We start from the raw sequence: 25,392 nt of genomic DNA on the forward strand, positions 1-25,392 counted from the left end.
GACAAAAGTTATGAATAAAACCTACCCATCGGCAGTAGATGCTTTACGGGATATTTTGAAGGACGGACAAAAATTGGCAGTTGGTGGTTTTGGTCTGTGTGGTATCCCAGAGGCGCTTATTCAAGCGGTAAAAGATTTGGGTGCGCAGAATTTGACTGCGATTGCCAATAACGCAGGCGTAGATGGATTTGGTTTAGGTCTTTTATTGAACTCTCGCCAAGTGAAAAAGATGGTTGCCTCTTATGTTGGTGAGAATAAAGAATTCGAGCGTCAGTTTTTAGCGGGTGAATTGGAGTTGGAATTTACACCTCAAGGCACTTTGGCGGAAAAATTACGCGCCGGTGGTTGTGGTATCCCCGCCTTCTATACAAAAACTGGTGTTGGTACATTGGTGGCTGAAGGTAAGGAAGTAAAAGAATTTGATGGTGAGAAATACATCATGGAGCGCTCCATCGTTTCCGATATCTCACTAGTGAAAGCTTGGAAAGCAGATAAGTCTGGTAATTTGGTTTACCGCTACACCGCCCGTAACTTCAATCCAGTGGTAGCGATGGCTGGCAAGATCACAGTGGCAGAAGTTGAAGAGATTGTTGAGAACGGCAAATTGCATCCCGATGAAATTCATACCCCAGGCATTTATGTACACCGCTTGGTGCTGCACAAAACCCCAGAGAAGCGTATTGAGCAACGCACATTAACTGCAAAAGCTTAATAACCCAATACAGAAGAGCCATAAAACAGAATATTTAGGAAGATTGATATGCCTTGGACTAGAGATGAAATGGCAGCGCGTGCTGCTAAAGAGCTAAAAGACGGTTACTACGTAAACCTGGGAATTGGAATGCCAACTTTGGTAGCAAACCATGTGCCAAAAGATATGGAAGTGTGGCTGCAATCCGAAAATGGTTTATTGGGCATTGGCCCATTTCCAACCGAAGAAACCATTGATGCTGACTTAATCAATGCGGGCAAGCAAACGATTACGACCTTGCCTGGCTCATCCATTTTTTCTTCTGCTGATTCATTTGGCATGATTCGTGGCGGCAAAATTAATATCGCTATTTTGGGTGCGATGCAAGTCAGCGAACATGGTGACTTGGCCAACTGGATGATTCCAGGAAAAATGGTTAAGGGTATGGGTGGTGCGATGGATTTGGTCGCCGGTGTAAAGCATGTGGTTGTCTTGATGGAGCATGTTGCCAAAAAGAAAGACGGCACAGAAGAACTCAAGATTCTGCCTAAATGCACATTGCCATTAACTGGCGTAGGCGTGATTAGTCAAATCATTACTGACCTTTGTGTTCTGGATATCACGCCTAAGGGTCTGAAATTGACTGAATTAGCCCCTGGCGTCACCAAAGAAGAGGTGATTGCTAAAACAGGTGCCCCTGTTGATACAGCGGGTTTCTAACAATAGTCATTGTTTAATGAAATAATGGGATCACCATGTCGGGATCCCATCATTCACATTCAGCCAAGCCCAGAGCCAAAACTAGCTCTGAAGTAGACCCTTCGCTGCATGCCCACAAAAAGGGCGATGCAAGACATACTCATAGCAAACAAGTCTCAAACCAAAATCTGCTTCTAATCGCTCTTGTCTTAACTCTCGGGTTTTCAGGAGTGGAGGGTGCTGCCGCCTATTTTGCAAATTCCTTAGCGCTGATCTCCGATGCCGGTCATATGGTGACCGACGCTGCCGCCTTAGGTTTGGCACTCTTGGCGCAAATTATTTCTCGTCGTCCACCTTCACCAAAACATTCTTTTGGTTTTGGAAGGGCGGAAGCACTTGCCGCATTTGTCAATAGTATTGTGATGCTGGCTTTAGTTGTATGGATTGTGTTTGAGGCAATTAGTCGTTTCTATGATCCGCATAAAGTAGATGGCCTCACTGTTACTGTAGTTGCTGGTATTGGCCTAGTCATGAATATCGTAGTGGCCTGGGTCTTGTCGCGTGATAAGAAGAGTGTGAACACTCGCGCAGCACTTGTTCATGTGATGGGTGACTTGCTGGGGTCGATTGCTGCCTTGATAGCAGGTGTTGTTATTCAGTTGACTGGCTGGATGCCCATCGATGCAATTCTATCGATCCTAGTTTCTTTCTTAATTCTCAAATCAACCATCTCTATTCTGGGTGAGTCCTATCACTTCTTAATGGAAGGTGTGCCTTTGCACATTGATTATTTGCAGGTTGGTAAAGACTTAAGAGGTGTGCCTGGCGTCTTAGCTGTTCATGATCTCCATGTTTGGGAAATGACACCGAGTTTCCCAGCATTGATTGGCCATATTGAAATTGCAGAAATGCAAGAGTGGCCCGACATCATGTCTCGCATCAATGAGATGTTATTGGACAAGCATGGTATTGATCACGTGACCTTACAGCCTGAGGTATTTGGCGGCATTGATGAGCATACTCATGACGAAAATTCGCAGGATGACATTCATTTACCACCAGTAACTCACCAGGGCGATACCTTTTATGTGCAGTGTGTTGATGGCGAAAGCACGCATCGCATGGCCTATCATGCTTGGGGCAATCCTAGAAATCCTAGAGTCTTATTCTGTGTACATGGCTTAACAAGACGCGGTAGCGACTTTAAGACACTTGCTGAAGTAATGTGTCAAGACTATTACGTTGTTTGCCCAGACATTGTTGGCAGAGGAGATTCAGATCGCTTGAGCAATCCAATGCAATATGCCGTACCTCAGTATGTGGCTGATATTGCTCAACTGGTAAAAACACTGGGCGTATCGCAAATTGATTGGATTGGAACTTCGATGGGCGGCCTGATTGGGATGGTGTATGCAGCAATGCCAAACTCCCCAATTCGAAGAATGTTGATTAATGATGTGGGCCCCAAAATTGAGCCTGATGCGATTAAGCGTTTAGGTTCATATGTTGGGCAGCCATTTTCATTTACTAATCGTAGCGAGGCGCTTAACCGACTTAACGCAATCTGCACTACCTTTGGTGAGCACACCCCTGAGGAGTGGGAGACCTATAACGGCCCTATGTTGATTGAACGCAATGGTTTGTGGATCATGCACTATGACCCTAATATATCGGTGCCATTTGCTTCGGTTAATCCAATAATGGCTAAAGCAGGAGAGGTGGCAATGTGGCATGCGTTTAAGCAAATCCATATTCCGATGTTGATCGTGCGTGGCGCAGAATCTGACTTACTTTCTGCGGCTACTGTTGCTGAGATGTGCAAAGTCAATTCCTATGCGCGCAGTATTGAAATCCCAAATGTGGGTCATGCCCCTGCATTTGTGAAAAAAGAACAAATTGCGTTAGCAAAAGAATTCTTCAGTTAAGTCTTGGTTGCCAATGGCAAATGCTCCTAGCAAATCTGTAAATGCATTCTTTACCGATGCTTGGTATGGTGAGCCAGCAGAATCTCACGCTGCTGGCGTTTTGCAAATACTGCAAATACTCAACTTAGACGATGCCACCTTAACGGCTGCTAGCAATATTGCTCGGACGCATGGCAAAGATGCTCTAAGTAAATTAATTGGCGAAGAGCCTGCAAAGCTATTAATTGGTTATCGGGGTTTACGCCAGGCTCAGGGAAAGCTGGTTCGTGATGATGGTGGCTTAAGTGTTGCTGGTCAAGAAGAGATGTTGCGCAAGATGCTTTTGGCCTTTGGCGATGATTTGCGAGTTGTTTTGATCTATCTTGCTTCACGTCTACAGACTCTGCGTTGGGTTGCACAAGAAAAAATGACCATGCCTGTAGCTTGGGCCCAAGAGATTCTCAATATTGATGCCTCATTGGCAAATCGCCTGGGTATTTGGCAAATGAAGTGGGAGATGGAGGACTTGGCATTTAGGGTGATGTCTCCAGATACTTATCGTGATATTGCCAAAATGTTGGATGCCAAGCGCATTGAACGTCAGACCTTTATTGATCGGATTGTGCTGCAACTTCAAGATGAATTGAAGATAGCTCAAATTAATGGCGAGGTTCTAGGTAGGCCAAAACATATTTATAGCATCTGGAAGAAGATGCAAGGCAAGTCACTCGATTTTGCTGATCTTTATGATGTGAGGGCATTTCGTGTTTTGGTTGCGGATGTTAAATCTTGCTATGCAGTCTTAGGCATCGTCCATAACGTATGGCAACCAGTGCCACGTGAGTTTGATGACTATATTGCACGCCCCAAGCCTAACGGCTATCAATCGCTGCACACTGTGGTGATGAACGAGGATGGAACTGCATTTGAAATTCAGGTGCGCACACAGGAGATGCATCAGCAGGCTGAGTATGGTTTAGCAGCGCACTGGCGCTACAAAGAAGGCGCCTATATTGGGATGGCTACACCACCTAATCCGGCTAAAACGAATAAGCCCAACACCTCCCATCAACAAGGTACGCATAGCGCAGAGGTTGCTTATGAGCGGCAGATTGCTTGGGCACGGCAATTAATCTCTTGGAAGGAAGACGCTTGGGAGCAGCTTAAGCATCATGAGATCGATGATCACATCTATGTACTCACGCCACTGGGTAAGGTGATTTCACTGGAGAAGGGGTCAACCCCGGTTGACTTTGCCTATGCAGTGCATACCAACTTAGGACATCGTTGTAGAGGTGCGCGAGTAGATGGCGCAATGGTGCCTTTGGAGACTTCATTACAAAATGGTCAGACCATTGAGATCATTGCCGTGAAGCATGGCGGCCCCTCAAGAGATTGGATTAGTCCTGATAAGAACTACTTACGCTCACATAGAGCGCGCTCTAGGGTGCGCGCTTGGTTTAATGCGCTTGACGATGAAGAGGCGGGCCTCACTGCAAAGCCTGTAGAAAATAAAGTAGAGGTCAGCGCCGAAGAAAAAACTCCCACACCAGAAATTGTTCTGCGCAATAGCACCCGCAAGACTGGGCAGAGTGGCGATGTCTTGGTAGTCGGTGTAGATTCTTTGTTGACGCAGTTAGCGCGTTGTTGTCGGCCGGTACCTCCAGATTCAATCGCAGGTTTTGTAACTCAAGGCAGAGGCGTCTCGATTCATCGGCGCTCTTGCAAGACTTTTAGAGGTCTTTTGGAGAGAGCCCCAGAAAGAGTGATTCAGACTGCGTGGACTGCTAATGCCAAGACAGCCGCAGATAATGATCAAAAGCGGGTATTCCCAGCCGATTTAGTGGTAACTGGCTTGGACCGGCAAGATCTCATGCGCGAACTCTTTGAAATTCTGACGCGACAAGGGGTGCATGTCATTGACCTGCGTAAATCCGCTAAAAAGGGCCTGGCTCAGATCCTTTTAACGGTTGAGGTGAAAGACTCCGAAGTATTGCGCCTTGTTCAAAATAGCCTGGAAGAGGTCAAAGGGGTCACCCAAGTTCGTCGCCGGTGATAAACTCTATGGCTGTATAGGCTCGTAGCTCAGCTGGTTAGAGCACCACCTTGACATGGTGGGGGTCGTTGGTTCGAGTCCAATCGAGCCTACCAACGAATAAGACCCAGTGGGGAAACCCAAGGCGCGGATGCCCATAAGCTGCCGCGCTTTATTTTTAGGTCATAGTAGTAAAACGAAAGTTCAGTAAATAAGATGGAGTCATCATGCTTGTAGTTACTCTGCCCGATGGATCAAAACGTGAGTTTGAGGCCCCAGTTCGCGTAGCGGATGTTGCTCAAAGTATCGGTAGCGGTCTTGCTAAGGCAGCACTAGGTGGAATTGTTGATGGCAAGATGGTTGATACCAGTTTTGTAATCAACAAAAATAGTCAACTCGCCATCATTACTGACAAGAGTCCCGAAGCACTCGAGATCGTGCGTCACTCTACAGCGCATTTATTAGCATACGCTGTCAAAGAACTATTTCCAGAAGCACAGGTGACTATTGGTCCAGTTGTGGAGAATGGTTTTTACTATGATTTTTCTTATCACCGTCCATTTACACCGGATGACTTAGTTGCTCTTGAAAAGAAAATGACTGAGCTTGCTAAAAAAGATGAGCCAGTAATTCGTACAGTGATGCCACGCGATCAAGCCGTTCAATTCTTCAAAGATCAGGGCGAGAAGTACAAAGCAGAATTGATTGCTGCTATTCCGCAGGGTGAGGATGTTTCTTTGTATGCGGAAGGCAAGTTCACTGATTTATGTCGTGGCCCCCACGTTCCGTCTACTGGCAAGCTCAAAGTATTTAAGCTTATGAAGCTTGCTGGCGCTTACTGGCGTGGCGATAGCAAGAATGAGATGTTGCAGCGTATTTACGGGACAGCTTGGTTGCGTAAAGAAGATCAAGACGCCTATTTGCATATGCTAGAGGAGTCTGAGAAGCGCGATCATCGCCGCCTAGGCAAACAGCTTGATCTATTCCATTTTCAAGAAGAAGCACCTGGTTTGATTTTCTGGCATCCAAAAGGATGGTCCATTTGGCAAGAGGTTGAGCAATACATGCGTCGCGTGTATCAGCAAGAAGGCTATCAAGAAGTCAAAGCTCCCCAAATTTTGGATCGTGCGCTTTGGGAAAAATCAGGTCACTGGGAAAACTACAAAGAAAATATGTTCACGACTGAGTCGGAGAATCGTGCCTATGCATTAAAGCCGATGAACTGTCCTGGACATGTACAGATTTATAACTCCGGTTTACATAGTTATCGTGAGTTGCCATTGCGCTTTGGTGAGTTTGGTCAATGTCACCGTAACGAACCATCTGGCGCATTGCATGGCTTAATGCGCGTGCGGGGTTTTACGCAAGATGACGGACATATTTTCTGTACTGAAGATCAAATTCAGTCTGAAGTGGCTAACTTTGATAAAGCAGTCCGCGCCGTGTACCAAGATTTTGGCTTTACTGAAGTCGCTGTGAAGCTTGCCTTACGTCCGGCAAAACGCGTTGGTGACGATGCGATTTGGGATAAAGCAGAAGAGGCCCTTCGAGGAGCTTTGAAGGCTTCCGGCCAAGAATGGGAAGAATTACCAGGCGAAGGTGCTTTTTACGGCCCTAAGATCGAATATCACCTCAAAGACTCTATTGGGCGGACTTGGCAGTGCGGCACGATTCAGGTGGATTTTTCGATGCCAGCCCGTTTAGGCGCTGAATACGTAGCGGAAGACAATAGCCGTAAGACCCCGGTCATGCTCCATAGGGCAATTGTGGGCTCTTTAGAGCGTTTTATCGGTATTTTGATCGAAAACCACGCTGGAAACATGCCAGTTTGGCTTTCTCCTACCCAGGCAATAGTGCTCAATATCTCCGGAAATTCTGCTGCATATGCACAACAAGTGCAGCAATCGCTGAAAAAACAAGGGTTTAGAGTCGAATCGGATTTGCGGAATGAGAAAATTACGTATAAAATACGCGAGCACGCATTACAGAAGATCCCATTTTTGCTAGTTGTAGGTGATAAAGAATCTGAAAGTAATACGGTGGCCGTTCGTGCCCGTGGCGGAGTGGATTTAGGTGTGATGCCTCTTGATGCCTTCGTTGCCCGACTCCAGCAGGATATATCCCAGAAAGTCGGACCCGAGCCTAGCTAGGGGTAGAGCGGTTTTTATTGTTTTTTTAAAGGAATTAAGAAGATCGCTACTGAAAAATTGCAGCGCATTAACCGGGAAATTACTGCTCCTGAAGTGCGTTTGATTGGAATTGATGGAGAGCCCATCGGTGTAGTTAAGTTGAGTGAAGCCTTGGCTGCAGCAGAAGAGAAAGAGACCGATCTGGTTGAAATTGCTCCGACAGCTGAACCACCTGTAGTCCGCATCATGGACTTCGGCAAATTCAAATACCAAGAAGCCAAGCGTCAGCATGAAGCCAAGCTGAAGCAAAAAGTGATTCAGGTGAAGGAAGTGAAATTCCGTCCCGGCACAGATGATGGTGACTATGGTGTGAAGCTACGCAATCTAATCCGCTTTTTGGAAGATGGCGATAAGACAAAGATTACGTTGCGGTTTCGGGGTCGTGAAATGGCCCATCAAGAAATCGGAGCAAGAATGTTGGAGCGTTTGAAGTTGGATTTGCAAGAGCATGGCCAAGTTGAACAGTTTCCAAAAATGGAAGGCCGCCAGATGGTGATGGTATTGGCCCCCATTCGTAAGGCTAAGTAACTAGGTTCTACCTGGTTCTTATGTAGGGAGGCACTGAAAGGTGCTGGTAGTGAGAAGTGCTTCTGGGTACAGGAAGAGTAACCGTCGGTTACCACCTATGTTGCACAAGTAAATGAAGGGGTGCTTTATGCCCAAGATGAAGAGCAAGAGTAGCGCTAAGAAGCGCTTCACGGTTCGCGCAGGCGGAACGATTAAACGAGGTCAGGCTTTCAAACGCCACATCCTCACCAAGAAGACCACAAAAAACAAGCGTCATTTGCGTGGTTCCACTGAAGTTGCGAAAGCTGACGTTAAGTCAATTCGCTCCATGCTTCCATACGCTTAACCTCAGACTAGATTAGGAGAATTCAATGCCAAGAGTCAAACGTGGGGTTACAGCAAGAGCCCGTCATAAAAAAATCACTGATGCCGCAACAGGTTACCGCGGTCGCCGTAAAAACGTATTCCGTATTGCTAAGCAAGCGGTTATGCGTGCTGGTCAATATGCATATCGTGATCGTCGCAATAAGAAACGTGTATTCCGCGCTTTGTGGATTGCTCGTATCAACGCGGCTGTGCGTGAGCATGACATGACCTATAGCGTATTCATGAATGGCATGAAGAAGGCATCTATCGATCTCGATCGCAAGGTACTTTCTGATATGGCCATTGCTGACAAACCGGCTTTTGCCGCTTTGGTTACTCGGATCAAATCCGTAGTAAACGCTGCAGCTTAATTATTAGTTTCTAAAAAACTAAGCTGCAATGGTTTCTCTCGACCAAATTGTCGAGGATGCTAAACGTGATTTCCTCGGAGCTGCCGATGCGGCGGCTCTGGAGGACGCGAAAGCCAAGTATCTCGGTAAATCAGGTGTTCTCACTGAGCGTTTGAAAGCGCTTGGTGGAATGTCGCCTGAGGAGCGCAAGAGTGCTGGCGCCCAAATTAATCAAATCAAAACTCAAGTAGAAGCTGCATTACAAGAGCGTCGCCAATCTTTGGCCGATGCCGTATTAATGCAACGTCTTGCAGCAGAGTCAATTGACGTTTCTATGCCTGGCCGTGGCCAAGCAGTAGGTAGCTTGCATCCTGTGATGCGCACCTGGGAGCGCGTTGAAGAGATCTTCCGCTCTATTGGTTTTGATGTAGCTGATGGCCCTGAAATTGAAACTGATTGGTTTAATTTCACCGCCTTAAATAGCCCTGAGAATCACCCTGCACGCTCGATGCAGGATACTTTTTATATCGATGGCAAAGATTCCAATGAGAAGCCTTTGTTGTTGCGTACGCATACTAGTCCGATCCAGGTTCGTTACGCGAGCGAGCATGTCAAGAAATATGCCAACGCAGATGTCATGCCTCCAATTAAGGTCATTGCACCCGGAAGAACGTATCGTGTGGATAGTGATGCCACCCATTCACCTATGTTTCATCAAGTTGAAGGTTTATGGATTGCGGAGAGCGTTTCATTTGCCGCTCTGAAGGGTGTGTATACCGATTTCTTAAGAACCTTCTTTGAAACGAATGAGCTACAAGTACGTTTCCGCCCATCCTATTTCCCATTTACAGAGCCTTCTGCTGAGATTGACATGGCCTTTGGTAGCGGTAAGCTTGCTGGCCGCTGGCTAGAGATCTCTGGAGCAGGGCAGGTTCATCCAAATGTATTACGCAATATGGGTATTGATCCAGAGCGCTATACCGGATTTGCCTTTGGCTCTGGCTTAGAGCGCTTAACAATGTTGCGTTACGGCGTTGATGACTTACGCCTCTTCTTTGAAAACGATTTGCGTTTCTTAGCGCAGTTCCCTGCATAACAATTTTTTTAAATCTTAGATCGCGCTATGCAATTTTCTGAATCTTGGCTCCGTCAGTATGTGAACCCATCGCTTGATAGCGATGCACTAGGTCATGCAATGACGATGGCTGGTTTAGAAGTGGAAGAGCAACACTCAGTAGCCCCTGCCTTTACTAAGATCGTAGTTGCACAGATTCTCTCTGCTGAGCAACATCCCGATGCAGACCGTTTGCGAGTTTGCAAGGTCGATGCTGGTACTGGCCAAGAGCTACAAATTGTTTGTGGTGCGCCTAATGCGCGTGCCGGTATCAAAATACCTTGTGCCTTAGTTGGTGCAGAGTTGCCTCCAGCGGAAGCAGGTGGCAAGCCATTCATGATCAAAGTAGGTAAGCTGCGCGGCGTAGAAAGCCAAGGCATGCTGTGTTCTGGTCGCGAACTTGGTCTTGGTGATGATCACGAAGGCATCTTGGAGCTCCCGGCTGATGCTCCAGTAGGCAAAGACATTCGCGCATACCTTGATCTCGACGATCAAATCTTTGTTATTAAGTTAACACCCAATAAAGCCGATTGCCTCTCTCTGATGGGAATGGCAAGAGAAGTCTCAGCAATTACTGGAGCCGCACTTTGTGCTCCTAAATGGAATCCACCAGCAGTATCCATACAAGACAAGCGCACAGTCACAGTAGAGAGCAAAGAGCTCTGTGGCCGCTTTGCAGGTCGAGTGATTCGTGGTGTTAATCCACAAGCAAAAACACCTGATTGGATCGTGCAACGTTTAGCGCGTGCCGGCCAAAGAAGTATTTCAGCATTGGTTGATCTCTCTAACTATGTGATGTTAGAAATGGGTCAGCCTACCCACGTATTTGACATTGATAAATTGAATGGTGACATGAGCGTGCGTTGGGCTAAAGCCGGGGAAACTCTGGAGTTACTCAATGGTCAAACAGTCACCTTACAAGGCCCAGACTCTGCGGGCAGGTTGCAAGATGCCGGTGTGGTTGCCGATCAATCTGGCCCAGTAGCGCTTGCAGGCATCATGGGCGGCAATCACTGTGCTGTATCTGATTACACCAAGAATATCTATGTTGAAGCGGCTTATTGGTTGCCTTCAGCAATTCAGGGGCGTGCCCGTCGCTTTAATTTTAGTACCGATGCGGCGCATCGTTTTGAGCGTGGCGTCGATCCACAAAATACCGTCAATTGCCTTGAGTATCTATCTTCACTAATTCTAGAGGTATGTGGTGGCCAAGCAGGCCCAGTGGATGATCAGACTTTAAATGTGCCAGAACGTAAGACAGTGAAAATGCGCTTGGCGAGAGCTGAAAAAGTAATCGGTATTCCATTGGCTAGCGACATTGTTGCCGATGTATTTAAGCGCCTTGGTTTTGAATTCAAACAAGAAGGTGACGTTTTTGTTGTCACGCCTCCAAGTTACCGTTTTGATATTGAAATCGAAGAAGACTTGATTGAAGAAGTCGCCCGTATGTACGGCTTTGAGAGTATTCCTGATGTCCCTCCGGTTGCCTCATTAAAAATGAGCGCAAAGCCAGAGGCTAAGCGTGGTATTCATTTGTTGCGTCAGCGTTTTGCACTCCAAGGCTATCAAGAGGCTGTCAATTTCGGATTTACCGATCTTGAAAGCGAAAAACGCCTTACTGGTGTTGCGCAGAAAGATGTTATTGCTGTACTCAATCCCATTGCTAGCCAATATGGCGTAATGCGAAGTACTTTATGGGGTGGCTTGCTCAATAACCTCAAAGCCAATTTAAATCGTGGTGCAGGGCGTGTACGTCTGTTTGAGGCTGGCCGTGTATTTCACCGAGATTCGAGCGTTCAAGAGCAGCCTGGTAAGGTTGCCGGCTTTCATCAACCCCAGAAAGTGGGTGGCTTAGCTTACGGTACTTTTGTGCCAGAGCAGTGGGCAAGCGCTAATCGAGCAGTCGATTTCTTTGATGTGAAAGGCGATCTCGAGAGAGTTTTAGATCCGCTCCATTTTGTTACCGAGGCTGCACAACACCCTGCATTGCATCCTGGCCGGTCTGCGCAGATCCTCCTAAAAACAAGTGCAGGAATGACTGCAGTAGGTTGGATAGGTGAGCTGCATCCAGGTTTGCAACAGTCTTATGAGTTGCCACAGGCGCCTGTTCTTTTTGAATTAGATTTAGATGCTGTCAGAGACTTAGGTTTACCTCAGCCGGAGGAACTTAGTAAGTTCCCAGCAGTACAGCGTGACTTAGCCTTGGTGGTAAAGCAAAATGTATCTGCACAATCTTTGTTAGATGCTATGGCGGCTAGTAAGCAGAATTTTGTGCGCAGCATTGAGCTCTTTGATGAGTTCAGACCAAAGGCCGGTTCTAGCAGTATGGCGGATGACGAGAAGAGTTTGGCTTTCCGCGTGACCCTCTTAAATTCGCAGGAAACCCTCCAGGATCCCCAAATTGATGCAGTTATGGCCGCCTTATTGGGTGCCGTAGAAAAAAAGTGCGCAGCCCGTCTGCGCTAGGTTTAGTATTAGGAAAATATCAAAAAGCGATAGAAGAGACTAGCAATGACTGAATTAATCAATAACGACACTGTTACCAAAAATGAGCTTTCAGAAGCACTCTTTGATCAGGTTGGCTTAAATAAGCGTGAAGCAAAAGACATGATTGATGCTTTCTTTGATCGCATTGGCCAATCTCTTGAGTCTGGTGTTGAGGTCAAGATTTCTGGTTTTGGTAATTTTCAGTTGCGCAATAAATCGGCTCGTCCTGGCCGAAATCCAAAAACAGGTCAAATGATTCCGATAGCGGCAAGACGTGTAGTTACTTTTCATGCAAGTCAAAAGCTTAAAGATGTAGTGGAGTCACATGCTCGAGAAAACCGAGTTTGATGCTAGCTCGGCGTTACCGAGCTCTCAACTTCCTCCTATACCGGCAAAGCGTTATTTCACTATTGGTGAAGTAGCTGAGTTGTGTGGCGTACGTTCACATGTATTGCGTTACTGGGAGCAGGAGTTTACGCAACTGAGCCCTCAGAAACGGCGTGGTAATCGCCGCTACTACCAGCACCATGAAGTAGTGTTGATTCGTAAAATCAGAGCGCTTCTTTATGAAGAGGGCTTTACCATCAGTGGCGCCAGAAATCGCCTTGATGAGGTCCGCGGCGAACTCCGCCTCCGTGATGAATTGCAAGCTGTTCTGCAAATTCTGTCTAAATAGTTACTGATACAATTTTGTCTCTTGTCGGGGCGTAGCGCAGCCTGGTAGCGTACATGCATGGGGTGCATGTGGTCGGAGGTTCAAATCCTCTCGCCCCGACCATCAATCTATAGCGTTTTAATTCTTTTCATGATGAGCACAGAAAATCACCCGCCTCAAAAACATGAACGAACCAGTTTCTTTGGTTTGGATATTCCATTTCTGGATCATTTGGGGGTTGTCCCAGAATATGCCCAGGACGGTAAGTCACGCATTAGTCTTGAATTAAAGCCGGAACTTACCAATAGCTTTCAGGTTGCCCATGGCGGTCTCATCATGACTTTGTTGGATTTTGCGATGGCCGCCGCGGCACGAAGTGCTGCTAAACATCCTTTGGGGGTGATTACGATCGATATGACTACGAGCTTCTTGCGACCCAGTGTTGGCAAAATCCTATTGGAGGGCACTGTTTTAAAGGCTGGCAAAACCATTCATTACTGTGAGGCAGTGGTTTTGAATGATGCAGGGGAGATAACCGCGAAAGCCAGCGGTACATTCACGCTGAGAAAGTAGTATTTCTAATAGGTTTTCTATAATCAATAATAATATTTATAACGATTATCCTGATTAATCTAATTTAAGAAACTTTAAGCCTTTAAATTAAAGGTTAATAATATATTTACCATCTAATTAATTTATATATAATTAATCTTTAATAAGCTTAATTAAATCATCCTAATTTAACAATTATTCGGAGAAAATATACATGTCTTCCTATAAAGACCTATTAGCTCAGCGTGAGCAGCTGGATAAACAGATTAAAGAAGCAATTGCCCGTGAAAAAGCAGACGGTATTGTTAAGGCTAAGGCAATTATTGAGCAGTATGGTCTAAGCGCTTCAGATTTATTCAGCCGTAAAGCGGGCGCTAAAAGTGGGGGTGGCAAGGTTGCCCCTAAATACCGCAACCCTTCAACAGGTGAAACCTGGACAGGTCGTGGGAAGGCTCCAAAGTGGATTGATGGCAAAGATCGTGGTAACTATTTGATCTAAGTTATTGGTTTTATTGATATTTAAATAGGCCGCGTTAGCGGCCTATTTATCGTCAGCGGGCTATCAGGCACATTTCTTGGCCAGTGCCTCTATAAATATGGGCTCTAATAGCTCATGCCGACCTCCCTGGGGCCAAGACTGATCGTCTTCGATATCGGTGGCAGGATAGCCAATAATCAGAGGATTGTGGTCAATGAGGCCATTTTCTAGTTCTTCCACAATATTCTCCGTAAAGTGTGCTCTGTGCCCATTGTTCTCATCTGCAAGAGCAACAACGCCAGGATGAAGCTTAATAAAACCTTCATCTACTAGTATAGGAATGCGCTGTGTGTCCTTGTTTTTACTAAGATAATGGATTAAGTGAACCTGTTCAACCGGCGGAATTAGGGCGTCCAGAAAGATAAGGTCTGGGGCAATCGAGACTGCCTTCATTAAGCCCTCCAGGCTATCTATAGCCACCTCCATTTCCACCTTGAGTTGCCAGTCTTGAATTGACTCTAGAAGGTCCTGGCTATTCTCAGCTCGGCGAAATATGCCCATGGCTATACAGTTTTGGCTGGTTTTTTGCCGCATGGCTCTTTTTCTGCGTTGTAGTTGCTGCTCAAGAGAGCTCGCCAATATCCTTCTATGGCCTCCGCGGGTTTTCCAGGCAATTAATTCACCTAATTCCACCATTTTTTGCACGGTTCCAAGGGATACCTGCAAAATCTTGGCGCTTTGTCTGGTGCTGAGATATTCCATATCTGGGGTAACGGTTTTCATATTTCCCTTAATTTCATTAATTCATTTGAAGATTTAGAGAATAAAAATCAAACCCACAGGAATCTGTCAGGAAATCTTGAAAGCAGGGTAGGAAAGTTCTTATTAACTCATTCAGATCGGGAATTGGCCCCAAAGTTCCGAAAATCAGGGAAAGCCCTTTATATAACCGTGGTCAATCGTGTTAAATTACTGATGTAGTACCAGTATTTGCACAGATCAATTCGCGAAACGGTCTAGCCGCGTAACGGATGGTTTTAACCACAGTTTTTAATCGGGAAACCCGATGAAAGGTGAGCATCATGATGCAGGAATCAAGAGATAACTCTTATCTCTTTGGCGGTAACGCACCCTACGTAGAGGAACTCTACGAATCCTACTTGCAAGATCCTGCTTCTGTAGCTGATCATTGGCGAGCTTATTTTGATAACGTGAAACAAGTCCCGGCTGTGGATGGTTCTTCACGAGCCGATATTGCACATGCGCCGATTGTTGCTTCTTTCGCAGAGCGCGCTAAGCAAGGGCCGATTAGAACGATTTCTGATTCAGCTGACTCAGAGCTAGGACGTAAACGCGTAGCTGTTCAGCAATTAATTGCCGCATATCGTAACGTCGGTAATCGCTGGGCAAACATTGATCCTTTGAAGCGCACTGAGCGCCAGGATATTCCTGAATTAGATCCAGCTTTCTATGGATTTACTGATGGCGATATGGATATCGTCTTCAATACCAGTAATACCTTCTTCGGTAAAAACGAAATGACTTTGCGCGACTTGTTGCAAGCGTTGCGTGAAACCTATTGCGGCACGATTGGTGCCGAATACATGTTTATTACCGATCAAAAAATTAAAAAATGGTGGCAGGAAAAGCTGGAGTCGATTCGCTCAAAGCCCCAATTTAATGAAGAGAAAAAACGCCACATTTTAGATCGCGTTACAGCGGCTGAAGGTCTAGAGCGCTATCTGCAGGCTAAGTATGTTGGTCAAAAACGCTTCTCCTTAGAGGGCGGCGATAGCTTTATTGCTTGTATGGATGAAGTGATTCATGAGGCAGGCGCTAAGGGTGTTCAGGAGATTGTGATTGGCATGGCCCATCGCGGTCGACTCAACGTCTTGGTTAATACATTGGGCAAAATGCCGAAGGACTTATTTGCCGAGTTTGAGCACAAAGGTCCGGAGACTTTACCTGCTGGTGATGTGAAGTATCACCAAGGCTTCTCAAGTGATATTTCAACACCTGCTGGCCCAGTTCACGTCTCTCTAGCATTTAACCCATCCCACCTTGAGATTGTTAATCCCGTAGTAGAGGGTTCTGCACGGGCCCGTATGGATCGTCGCGGAGATCAACTGGGTGAGCAGGTATTGCCTGTTTTAGTTCATGGTGATGCTGCGATTGCTGGTCAAGGAGTCATGCAAGAAACTTTAGCAATGGCTGAGGTTCGTGGCTACTCAACCGGCGGCACGCTGCACATTGTGATTAATAACCAAATTGGTTTTACAACTTCTGACCCACGGGATTTACGTTCCAGCTTGTACTGTACCGACATCATGAAAGTGATTGATGCTCCAGTACTGCATGTGAATGGAGATGATCCTGAGGCAGTGGTTCTAGCAACTCAATTAGCTATTGAGTTCCGCACTCAGTTCCATAAAGATGTTGCAGTCGATATTGTCTGCTTTAGAAAGCTCGGCCATAACGAGCAAGATACGCCTGCAATGACTCAGCCGTTGATGTACAAGATTATTGCAGCCCATCCTGGTACTCGCAAACTCTATGCAGATAAGTTAGAGGCCCAAGGCGTTCTGCCCGCAGGTACTGGTGATCAGATGGTTAAGGATTATCGTGCGGCGATGGATGCTGGTAAGCAAACCTCTGATCCAGTGCTAAGTAACTTCAAAGGTAAGTTTGCTGTCGATTGGTCTCCTTTCTTAAATAAGAAGTGGACTGATGAGGCCGACACTGCCATTCCATTGACAGAATGGAAACGATTGGCTGAACGGGTTTCTACCGCTCGTGAAGGCTTTAAGGTTCATCCCTTGGTAGAGAAGGTATTGAATGATCGTGCGGCCATGGGTCGTGGAGAAACCAATATTGACTGGGGTATGGGCGAGCATATGGCTTTTGCATCCCTAGTGGCGAGTGGATATCCAGTTCGCCTATCTGGCGAAGATAGTGGCCGCGGCACCTTTACCCACCGACATGCTGTTTTGCATAATCAAAATCGTGAGAAGTGGGATACCGGTGTTTATATTCCGCTCCGTCATATCGCGAAAGATCAAGCCCCATTTTTGGTAATTGACTCGATCCTGTCTGAAGAGGCTGTACTTGGTTTTGAGTATGGCTACGCTTCAGCAGAGCCAAATACTTTGACAATCTGGGAAGCCCAGTTTGGCGACTTTGCTAATGGCGCGCAAGTTGTTATCGACCAATTTATTGCCTCTGGCGAAGTGAAGTGGGGCCGCGCTAATGGCTTGGTCATGATGTTGCCGCATGGTTATGAAGGGCAGGGACCAGAGCATTCATCGGCTCGTCTTGAGCGCTTCATGCAGTTGTGTGCTGATACCAATATGCAAGTTGTTCAGCCGACCACTGCTTCGCAAATCTTCCATGTGTTACGTCGCCAAATGATTCGTCAGTTCCGCAAGCCGCTGATCCTGATGACACCGAAATCATTGCTCCGTAATAAAGAAGCTGCATCACCTTTGTCAGAATTTACCAAAGGTGGATTCCAGACCGTGATTGGTGAGCGCGACGATACGATCGATGCCAAACAAGTAACGCGTTTGATTATGTGTTCTGGTAAGGTCTATTTCGATTTGGTTAAACAGCGTACAGAGAAGAAGATTGGTGACGCTGCAATCATTCGTTTGGAGCAGCTATATCCGTTTCCGCATAAAGCGCTCACTGCTGAATTGAAGAAATATCCAAAGCTGGAAGAGGTTGTTTGGTGTCAGGATGAGCCACAAAACCAAGGCGCTTGGTTCTTTGTTCAACACAACATCTTGGAAAACATGTCTGACGGTATGAAGTTGGCATATGCAGGACGACCTGCATCAGCTTCACCTGCATGTGGATATGCTCATCTCCATCAAGAACAGCAGAAGTCTTTATTGAATGCGGCATTTGCCAAACTAAAAGGTTATGTGATTACAAAATAATCATCTTCATAACTCAACATACACATATATAACTAGGATTAATCATGGCTATTTTCGAAGTTAAAGTTCCACAACTCTCTGAATCAGTTGCTGAAGCAACTTTATTGCAATGGAAAAAGAAAGTCGGCGACGCTGTTGGTCAAGACGAAATCTTGATTGAAATTGAAACTGACAAAGTTGTTCTCGAGGTGCCAGCACCTTCTGCTGGTGTTTTGACTGAAATCGTTGTTGCTGATGGCGGCACTGTTGTCGCCGAGCAATTGATTGCAAAGATTGATAGCACTGCATTAGCTTCTTCTGCTCCAGCACCCGCAAAAGTAGAAGCCCCAGCAGCTGCTCCAGCGCCTGCAAAAGCAGCAGCACCAGTTGCTAAAGCCGGTGCAGCCGCCGCTCCTTCAGCAGCGAAAATTCTGGCTGAAAACAATATTAGCGCTGGTCAAGTTGCTGGCTCTGGTCGCGATGGTCGGATCACTAAGGGTGATGCCTTAAGCGCGGCAGCGGGTGGTGCAAAATCTGCCGCTATTCCAAGTGCACCAATTCCAATGGGTGATCGCCCAGAAGAGCGCGTTCCAATGAGCCGCTTGCGTGCGCGTATTGCTGAGCGCTTACTTGAGTCACAAGCAAACAATGCAATTTTGACTACCTTCAATGAAGTCAATATGGCTCCAGTGATTGCAATGCGTAATAAGTACAAAGATCAGTTTGAAAAAGTTCATGGTGTGAAGTTGGGCTTCATGTCCTTCTTTGTAAAAGCTGCGACACATGCTTTGAAGAAATTCCCATTACTCAATGCTTCTGTTGATGGTAACGACATTGTTTATCACGGTTACTTTGATATCGGTATCGCAGTGAGCTCACCACGTGGCTTGGTTGTTCCAATCTTGCGTGATGTTGATCAAATGAATTTGGCTGATATCGAGAAGAAGATTGCTGAGTTTGGCGCTAAAGCTCGCGAAGGCAAACTGTCAATTGAAGAGTTAACTGGCGGCACATTCTCTATCTCTAATGGTGGAGTATTTGGTTCCATGCTCTCCACACCAATTATCAACCCGCCACAATCTGCTATTTTGGGTATCCATGCTACTAAAGACCGTGCGGTAGTTGAAAACGGTCAAGTAGTTGTTCGTCCAATTAACTATTTAGCCTTGTCTTATGACCATCGCATCATTGACGGTCGTGAGGCTGTACTAGGCTTGGTTGCGATGAAGGATGCCTTAGAGGATCCATCACGTCTTCTTCTAGATTTATAAAAAGGGAAGATCATGAGCCAAGCTTTTGATGTACTCGTAATTGGTGGTGGCCCTGGTGGTTACATCGCCGCAATTCGTGCAGCGCAACTTGGTTTTAAGGTTGCCTGTGCAGAATCCAATGCTTATGACGATCCAAAAGGTGAGCCGCGCTTAGGTGGAACTTGCTTAAATGTGGGCTGTATTCCATCTAAAGCGTTGTTAGCTTCTTCTGAGGAGTTTGAGAAGATTGGTCATCACGCTGCTGACCATGGCATCAAAGTTGGCGCGGTCAGCATTGATTCCAAAAAAATGGTTGCCCGTAAGGATGACATCGTTACGAAAATGACCGGTGGTATTCAGTACCTTTTCCGCAAGAATAAAATTACCTTGCTAAAAGGGCATGCCTCTTTTGAAGGTAAGGGGGCTGATGGCTATCAAATTAAGATTGATGGCAAAGATAAATCCACTGTTAGTGCCAAGAACGTGATCATCGCGACTGGTTCTAAAGCACGTCATTTACCTGGTTTGCCAGTGGACAATGTCTTGATCTGTGATAACGAAGGCGCATTGAAGTTTGATGCGGTGCCTAAGAAGCTCGGTGTGATCGGTGCTGGCGTGATTGGTTTAGAGCTTGGCTCAGTATGGCGCCGTCTTGGCTCTGAAGTCACTGTGCTCGAGGCCTTACCATCTTTCCTGGCTGCTTGCGATGTGAGCATTGCTAAAGAAGCGCAAAAATTGTTTCTGAAGCAAGGCCTCAATATCAACATGGGCGTGAAGATCGGCGATGTAAAAGCAGATAAGAAGGGCATTGTCGTTAATTACACTGATAGCGCTGGTAAAGCCGCTAAACTCGAATGCGATCGTTTGATCGTGTCCGTTGGCCGTGTACCAAATACCGATAAATTAGGTTTAGATAAGATTGGTCTTAAGGTGGATGAGCGTGGTTTCATTCCAATTGATGACCATACTTGCGCGACAGCGGCCCCAGGTGTTTATGCCGTAGGTGATGTTGTGCGTGGACCGATGTTGGCTCATAAAGCAGAAGACGAAGGTGTTCTAGCTGCTGAAGTGATTGCTGGTCAAAAGCCGCATATCGATTACAACTGCATTCCTTGGGTGATCTATACCGATCCTGAAATTGCTTGGGTCGGCAAGACAGAGCAGGCCTTGAAAGAGGCTGGCATTGCATATAAAGCCGGTCAATTCCCATTTGGTGCTAATGGTCGCGCTTTGGGAATGGGTCGCGCAGATGGTTTTGTCAAAATATTGGCTGATGCCAAGACTGATGAAATCCTTGGCGTTCATATCATTGGTCCAAATGCTTCGGATTTAATTGCTGAAGCAGCTGTAGCCATGGAATTCAAAGCAGCAGCTGAAGATATTGCTCGTATCTGTCATCCGCATCCAAGCTTGTCAGAAGTGATGCGCGAAGCAGCATTAGCGACGGACCAACGCGCATTAAATATGTAATTGAAAACCATCGAGTTTTACCAGCAAGAGTTAAAAGCGCGCGGGTATCAGAGCGATCCCGCGCAGCTTCGCGCTATTGAGCGTCTTCAGCAGTGTGAAGACGAATGGATTTCTTATAAAGAAATTCGCAGTAATAATTTCAAAAAAGCGATCTTTAAGCCTGAATTACCGCAAGGCCTTTATTTATGGGGTGGCGTAGGTCGCGGTAAATCCTTCTTGATGGACTGCTTCTACGTAGCTTCACCATTAGAAAAGAAGATCCGCATTCATTTTCATGAGTTCATGCGTGAAGTGCATCGCGAGTTGCATGAACTTTCTGGTTTATCAGATCCCCTGAATGAGCTGGCTAAAAGAATCTCCAATCGCTATCGTTTGATTTGCTTTGATGAGTTTCATATCAATGACATTGCTGATGCCATGATCTTGTATCGCCTACTCAGTGCGCTATTTGAGGATCGCGTGCAATTTGTGATGACATCAAACTATCGTCCGGATCAACTCTATCCCAATGGTTTACATCGCGATCGATTAATTCCAGCGATTAAATTGCTCGAAGAAAAGTTAGAAATCTTGAATGTTGATGCAGGGAATGATTACCGACGTGTGCAAATGGCGCAGGTTGAAGCCTACCTTACGCCTGCAAGTGCAGAAACACAAGCCAAGCTTGGGCAAATGTTTCAGACGCTGATTGGTAAGCAAAAAGAGGCAGATATGCCGGTTTTGCATATTGAATCTCGCGAACTCCGTCCCTTGCATATGGCCAATGGTGTGGTCTGGTTTGATTTTCAAACCTTATGCTGTGGCCCACGCTCTCAAAACGACTACCTGGAGATTGCTAACCAGTTTCATACGGTAATTCTCTCGGGGGTCCCCTATATGCCCCCCAGAATGACCAATGAGGCACGGCGCTTTATTTGGTTAATCGATGTTTTATATGACCACAAGATCAAGCTGATCATCTCTGCTGAGGTTCCGGCCCCAGATTTATATACCGAGGGCCAAATTACCGCTGAATTCTCCAGAACAGTGTCTCGCCTCATAGAGATGCAGTCCCGTGACTACCTGGATGCACCGCGCCGGGTAATTGATACCAGCTTGACCTAAAATAGGGTCATGAGCAGCCTTTCCTCCATTAATGCCGATTTACATTGCCATTCAGTTGTTTCTGATGGCACTTTAACGCCTGAAGCGCTTGCAGAGCGCGCCAAAGCAAATGGGGTGAATTTATGGGCGCTGACCGATCATGATGAGTTAGGTGGTCAGCAGCGGGCTCGAGCGGCAGCTAGCGCTCTTAATATGGACTACCTTGCTGGTGTAGAAATTTCAGTGACTTGGATGGGGCAAACCATTCACATAGTTGGGCTTGGTATTGATGCTGACCATCTCGGGATTCTGGAAGGCTTGCGTCGAACACGCGAAGGCCGAGGCAATCGTGCTCAATTGATGGCAGAACAATTGGCTAAGGTTGGCATTCCGGGTGCGTATGAGGGTGCATTACATTTCGCCGGCAATGATCAGTTGATTTCAAGAACGCACTTCGCACGCTTTTTAGTGGAGCAGGGTGTTTGCCGGGATACGGAGCATGTATTTAAAAACTATTTGGTTGAAGACAAGCCAGGCTATGTTCCTCATATGTGGGCAACATTGGATGATGCAGTTGCCTGGATTAAGGCAGCTGGGGGTGTAGCAGTAATTGCTCACCCAGGCCGTTATAGCCGGCTTAATGCAATGCAGATGGATGAGCTGTATAAACATTTTAAAGATATTGGTGGTGTGGCCATTGAAGTGATTACCGGCAGTCATAGCCCAGACCAATATCAAACTTTTGGGAAGATTGCACAGCAATATGGTTTCTTAGCCTCACGCGGATCAGATTTTCATGATCCAAATGAGAGTCATATTGACTTAGGTAATTTGCCGCATTTACCGGATCACCTTACGCCAGTGTGGTCTGTTTTTCATTAATTCATTAACGATAAAGATAAAGAATAAAGATGTTTGCTGAACGCGTTCTCTCTGGTATGCGACCTACGGGTAATTTGCATCTTGGCCACTACCATGGTGTGCTCAAGAATTGGGTACGCTTGCAATCTGAGTACCCATGTTTTTTCTTCGCTGCAGATTGGCATGCCTTAACTACCCACTATGACACTCCAGATGTGATTGAACAGTCGGTTTGGGATATGGTGATTGATTGGTTGGCAGCAGGTGTTGATCCAAACCAGGCAACTTTATTTATTCAGAGCAAAGTACCTGAGCATGCAGAGCTTTTCTTGTTGCTATCGATGGGAACCCCATTGGGCTGGCTTGAGCGGGTGCCGACCTATAAAGATCAGATTGAGAAGTTAAAAGAAAAAGATCTACAAACCTATGGCTTTCTGGGCTATCCATTGCTTCAAGCTGCCGATATTTTGATTTATCGTGCGCAGTTTGTGCCAGTTGGGGAAGATCAAGTTCCTCACGTCGAAATGACGCGTGAAGTCGCGCGTCGCTTTAATTATTTATATGGTCGCGAACCCGGCTTTGAAGAAAAAGCCTTAGAGGCTGTAAAGAAGCTTGGAAGCAAGCGCGCCAAAATGTATGCTGAATTGCGTGTAGCATTTCAGGAGCGTGGCGATGATGAAGCGCTAGAGCAGGCAAAAGCATTGCTCCAAGAGGCGCAAAGCTTATCGATGGCTGATCGCGAAAGATTGTTTGGCTTCTTAGAGGGCTCACGCAAAATCATTCTTCCTGAGCCGCAGGCATTACTTACCGCTGCATCACGGATGCCAGGTATTGATGGCCAAAAGATGTCTAAGTCTTATGGAAATACGATCAGTATTCGTGAGCAGCCCGAAGAAGTTGTCAAGAAGATTCGTACGATGCCAACCGATCCAGCTCGTGTGCGCAGGACCGATGCTGGTGATCCTGTGCGATGCCCCGTATGGCAATTGCATACCGTGTACTCCAATGAAGAAACGAAGCAATGGGTCGATAAAGGATGTAAGTCTGCTGGTATCGGCTGTCTCGAGTGCAAGCAACCTGTGATTGATGCAATTCTTGCTGAGCAGCAACCGATGTTTGAGCGCGCTCAAAAGTATTTAGATGATCCAAGCTTATTGCGATCAATCATTGCGGATGGCTGCGATAAGGCCCGCAAGGTTGCGCAAGAAACAATGCGTGAGGTCCGTGAAGCAATGGGCCTTGACTACGATTAAGGTCCTTGGTTTGCCTAGTGCGCACGATGCGATTACGAAGCCATCCTCTTGGGTGGCGCGCTTTGCGCAACTCATACCTCAGGGTGGGGCCGTTCTTGATCTTGCCTGTGGTTCAGGGCGCCATTCAGTCTTGTTGGCTAATTTAGCTTACTCAGTCTTAGCAGTAGATCAAGACATCTCTGCAATCGAGACTATTCAATCCGCCTCCATCACCCCAAAGTGCCTAAATCTTGAACAAGATACCTGGCCTTTTGATGGCACCAGTTTTCATGGCATTGTGGTGACGAATTACTTATATCGTCCCCATATGGATCATTTGCCTGAACTTTTAGAAGGCGGTGGGATTTTGATTTATGAAACCTTTGCCCAAGGTAATGAAAAATTCGGCAAACCATCGAACCCTAATTTCCTCCTAAATCCAGGGGAATTATTGGCTTTTGCAGCTCGCCATGGGCTCCAAGTCCTTGCTTATGAGGATATTTATGTGGATGACCCCAAACCAGCTATGGTTCAGCGCCTTTGCGCCGTAAAAGGCACGTTAAAAGACCGCATTCCGTTACAATTTCCAGGTTAAGACAGTCAATATTGGTGCATATCCGGTGACAAATACAGTTCAATCTAAAGGCAGTAAAAAGACCATTTCTGGAAGCATGCCGGCTATTGTTACGCCGATGCACGAAGATGGCAGCTTGGATTACGCTAGCTTGCGCTCTCTATTAGATTGGCATGTTGCAGAGGGTTCTGATGGCATTGTGATTGTTGGTACTAGCGGTGAGTCTCCAACGGTCTCTGTAGAAGAGCATTGTGAATTGATTCGCGTCACCGTAGAACATATTTCTGGCCGGATTCCCGTGATTGCGGGTACTGGTGGTAACTCGACGATCGAGGCTATTGAATTAACTGAGTTTGCTAAAAAAGTCGGCGCTGATGCTAGCTTGCAAGTAGTTCCTTATTACAACAAGCCAACTCAAGAGGGTATGTACGCCCACTTCAAAAAAATTGCAGAATCAGTAGACCTTCCAGTGATTTTATATAACGTTCCTGGTCGCACAGTTGCTGATTTGGCAGGTGATACCGTTGTTCGTTTAGCTGGTGTGCCGGGGATCATTGCTATTAAGGATGCAACTGGTAGCTTAGAGCGAGGCACTTTGTTGCTCGCCGATTTGAAGCGTGCAGGCCATAGCGATTTCTCAGTATTTTCAGGCGATGACTTAACAGCTGCAATGCTGATGTTGATGGGCGGTAAAGGGAATATTTCAGTTACAGCCAATGTGGCACCTCGCTTGATGCATGAGCTGTGTGTTGCAGCGATGTCTGATGATGTAAAAAAGACCCGTGAGATTCAATATAAATTGCTGGCGGTTCATAAGGCAATGTTTACAGAGGCAAACCCAATTCCAGTTAAATGGGCTCTCCATGAAATGGGTAAGATCACTGCAGGCATTCGCTTGCCGTTAACCCCTTTGAGCGCGTCCTTACGTGAGCCTTTGAAGGCAGCATTAAAACAGGCTGACTTGATATGATGAGTGTG

The 25,392-nt window shown here is 46.3% G+C and carries 23 protein-coding genes and 2 tRNA genes; 24 read left to right on the plus strand and 1 reads right to left on the minus strand.

What is annotated here, in order from left to right; all coding sequences use genetic code 11:
* Positions 1-10: 10 nt before the first annotated feature.
* The 16 genes from ICN13_RS03560 to ICN13_RS03635 all read left to right on the plus strand — a co-directional run bounded on the left by ICN13_RS03560 (position 11) and on the right by ICN13_RS03635 (position 14,048).
* A complete protein-coding gene (locus ICN13_RS03560; protein WP_216138995.1) occupies positions 11-712 on the plus strand; it encodes a CoA transferase subunit A in 702 nt (233 codons plus the stop codon).
* 48 nt (positions 713-760) lie between these two features.
* Positions 761-1,411, plus strand: a complete 651-nt coding sequence (locus ICN13_RS03565; protein ID WP_215294093.1) for a CoA transferase subunit B — start codon at positions 761-763, stop codon at positions 1,409-1,411.
* 35 nt (positions 1,412-1,446) lie between these two features.
* Positions 1,447-3,315: an alpha/beta fold hydrolase gene (locus ICN13_RS10220; RefSeq protein ID WP_216138996.1), complete on the plus strand. Its 1,869-nt coding sequence runs from the start codon at positions 1,447-1,449 to the stop codon at positions 3,313-3,315.
* Between the two features lie 13 nt (positions 3,316-3,328).
* Positions 3,329-5,350: a bifunctional (p)ppGpp synthetase/guanosine-3',5'-bis(diphosphate) 3'-pyrophosphohydrolase gene (locus tag ICN13_RS03575; RefSeq protein WP_216138997.1), complete on the plus strand. Its 2,022-nt coding sequence runs from the start codon at positions 3,329-3,331 to the stop codon at positions 5,348-5,350.
* A gap of 18 nt (positions 5,351-5,368) precedes the next feature.
* A tRNA-Val gene (locus tag ICN13_RS03580) sits at positions 5,369-5,445 on the plus strand.
* 111 nt (positions 5,446-5,556) lie between these two features.
* Positions 5,557-7,479 carry a threonine--tRNA ligase gene (gene thrS / locus ICN13_RS03585; RefSeq protein WP_216138998.1) on the plus strand — a complete coding sequence of 641 codons (1,923 nt, stop codon included), beginning with the start codon at positions 5,557-5,559 and terminating at the stop codon, positions 7,477-7,479.
* 42 nt (positions 7,480-7,521) lie between these two features.
* Positions 7,522-8,046 carry a translation initiation factor IF-3 gene (gene infC, locus ICN13_RS03590; protein WP_201721516.1) on the plus strand — a complete coding sequence of 175 codons (525 nt, stop codon included), beginning with the start codon at positions 7,522-7,524 and terminating at the stop codon, positions 8,044-8,046.
* Positions 8,047-8,173: 127 nt separating this feature from the next.
* A complete protein-coding gene (gene rpmI / locus ICN13_RS03595; protein ID WP_011902674.1) occupies positions 8,174-8,371 on the plus strand; it encodes a 50S ribosomal protein L35 in 198 nt (65 codons plus the stop codon).
* 25 nt (positions 8,372-8,396) lie between these two features.
* Positions 8,397-8,762 carry a 50S ribosomal protein L20 gene (gene rplT / locus ICN13_RS03600; protein ID WP_028818624.1) on the plus strand — a complete coding sequence of 122 codons (366 nt, stop codon included), beginning with the start codon at positions 8,397-8,399 and terminating at the stop codon, positions 8,760-8,762.
* 28 nt (positions 8,763-8,790) lie between these two features.
* Positions 8,791-9,837, plus strand: coding sequence for a phenylalanine--tRNA ligase subunit alpha (pheS, locus tag ICN13_RS03605; RefSeq protein WP_216138999.1), 1,047 nt, complete (start codon positions 8,791-8,793; stop codon positions 9,835-9,837).
* 27 nt (positions 9,838-9,864) lie between these two features.
* Entirely contained in the window at positions 9,865-12,321 is a 2,457-nt protein-coding gene (pheT, locus tag ICN13_RS03610) for a phenylalanine--tRNA ligase subunit beta (RefSeq protein ID WP_216139000.1), read from the plus strand.
* Positions 12,322-12,366: 45 nt separating this feature from the next.
* Complete coding sequence (locus tag ICN13_RS03615; protein WP_216139001.1) at positions 12,367-12,690, plus strand: integration host factor subunit alpha; 324 nt, start codon at positions 12,367-12,369, stop codon at positions 12,688-12,690.
* Positions 12,668-13,018 (plus strand): MerR family transcriptional regulator, encoded by a 351-nt coding sequence (locus ICN13_RS03620; protein ID WP_087909883.1) that lies wholly within the window; start codon positions 12,668-12,670, stop codon positions 13,016-13,018. Before ICN13_RS03615 ends, ICN13_RS03620 begins: the two co-directional genes overlap by 23 nt.
* Before the next feature lie 25 nt (positions 13,019-13,043).
* Positions 13,044-13,120 (plus strand) — tRNA-Pro (locus tag ICN13_RS03625).
* Between the two features lie 30 nt (positions 13,121-13,150).
* Positions 13,151-13,570 carry a PaaI family thioesterase gene (locus tag ICN13_RS03630; RefSeq protein WP_255534021.1) on the plus strand — a complete coding sequence of 140 codons (420 nt, stop codon included), beginning with the start codon at positions 13,151-13,153 and terminating at the stop codon, positions 13,568-13,570.
* Positions 13,571-13,763: 193 nt separating this feature from the next.
* Positions 13,764-14,048: an H-NS family nucleoid-associated regulatory protein gene (locus tag ICN13_RS03635; protein WP_216139003.1), complete on the plus strand. Its 285-nt coding sequence runs from the start codon at positions 13,764-13,766 to the stop codon at positions 14,046-14,048.
* A gap of 63 nt (positions 14,049-14,111) precedes the next feature.
* Here ICN13_RS03635 and ICN13_RS03640 read toward each other — a convergent pair whose 3' ends face one another.
* Positions 14,112-14,810, minus strand: coding sequence for a helix-turn-helix domain-containing protein (locus ICN13_RS03640; protein ID WP_216139004.1), 699 nt, complete (start codon positions 14,808-14,810; stop codon positions 14,112-14,114).
* Between the two features lie 299 nt (positions 14,811-15,109).
* Here ICN13_RS03640 and ICN13_RS03645 point away from each other — a divergent pair, with 299 nt between their 5' ends.
* From ICN13_RS03645 to dapA, 8 genes are all read left to right on the plus strand, one after another.
* Complete coding sequence (locus ICN13_RS03645) at positions 15,110-17,965, plus strand: 2-oxoglutarate dehydrogenase E1 component (protein WP_216139005.1); 2,856 nt, start codon at positions 15,110-15,112, stop codon at positions 17,963-17,965.
* Between the two features lie 44 nt (positions 17,966-18,009).
* Positions 18,010-19,215, plus strand: a complete 1,206-nt coding sequence (gene odhB / locus ICN13_RS03650) for a 2-oxoglutarate dehydrogenase complex dihydrolipoyllysine-residue succinyltransferase (RefSeq protein WP_216139006.1) — start codon at positions 18,010-18,012, stop codon at positions 19,213-19,215.
* 12 nt (positions 19,216-19,227) lie between these two features.
* On the plus strand, positions 19,228-20,664 hold the full coding sequence (lpdA, locus tag ICN13_RS03655) for a dihydrolipoyl dehydrogenase (protein ID WP_216139007.1): 1,437 nt from the start codon (positions 19,228-19,230) through the stop codon (positions 20,662-20,664).
* Positions 20,665-21,768, plus strand: a complete 1,104-nt coding sequence (zapE, locus tag ICN13_RS03660; protein ID WP_216139008.1) for a cell division protein ZapE — start codon at positions 20,665-20,667, stop codon at positions 21,766-21,768.
* Positions 21,769-21,777: 9 nt separating this feature from the next.
* The gene (locus ICN13_RS03665; RefSeq protein WP_216139009.1) at positions 21,778-22,629 is read left to right on the plus strand and encodes a 3',5'-nucleoside bisphosphate phosphatase; all 852 of its coding nucleotides are present in this window, start codon (positions 21,778-21,780) and stop codon (positions 22,627-22,629) included.
* 29 nt (positions 22,630-22,658) lie between these two features.
* Complete coding sequence (locus ICN13_RS03670) at positions 22,659-23,861, plus strand: tryptophan--tRNA ligase (protein ID WP_216139010.1); 1,203 nt, start codon at positions 22,659-22,661, stop codon at positions 23,859-23,861.
* Positions 23,833-24,435, plus strand: coding sequence for a class I SAM-dependent methyltransferase (locus ICN13_RS03675; protein ID WP_370622942.1), 603 nt, complete (start codon positions 23,833-23,835; stop codon positions 24,433-24,435). Before ICN13_RS03670 ends, ICN13_RS03675 begins: the two co-directional genes overlap by 29 nt.
* 76 nt (positions 24,436-24,511) lie before the next feature.
* Positions 24,512-25,384, plus strand: coding sequence for a 4-hydroxy-tetrahydrodipicolinate synthase (gene dapA / locus ICN13_RS03680; RefSeq protein ID WP_216139283.1), 873 nt, complete (start codon positions 24,512-24,514; stop codon positions 25,382-25,384).
* Positions 25,385-25,392: the final 8 nt, after the last annotated feature.

It is taken from the genome of Polynucleobacter sp. MWH-Berg-3C6, assembly GCF_018881855.1.
GTDB lineage: Bacteria > Pseudomonadota > Gammaproteobacteria > Burkholderiales > Burkholderiaceae > Polynucleobacter.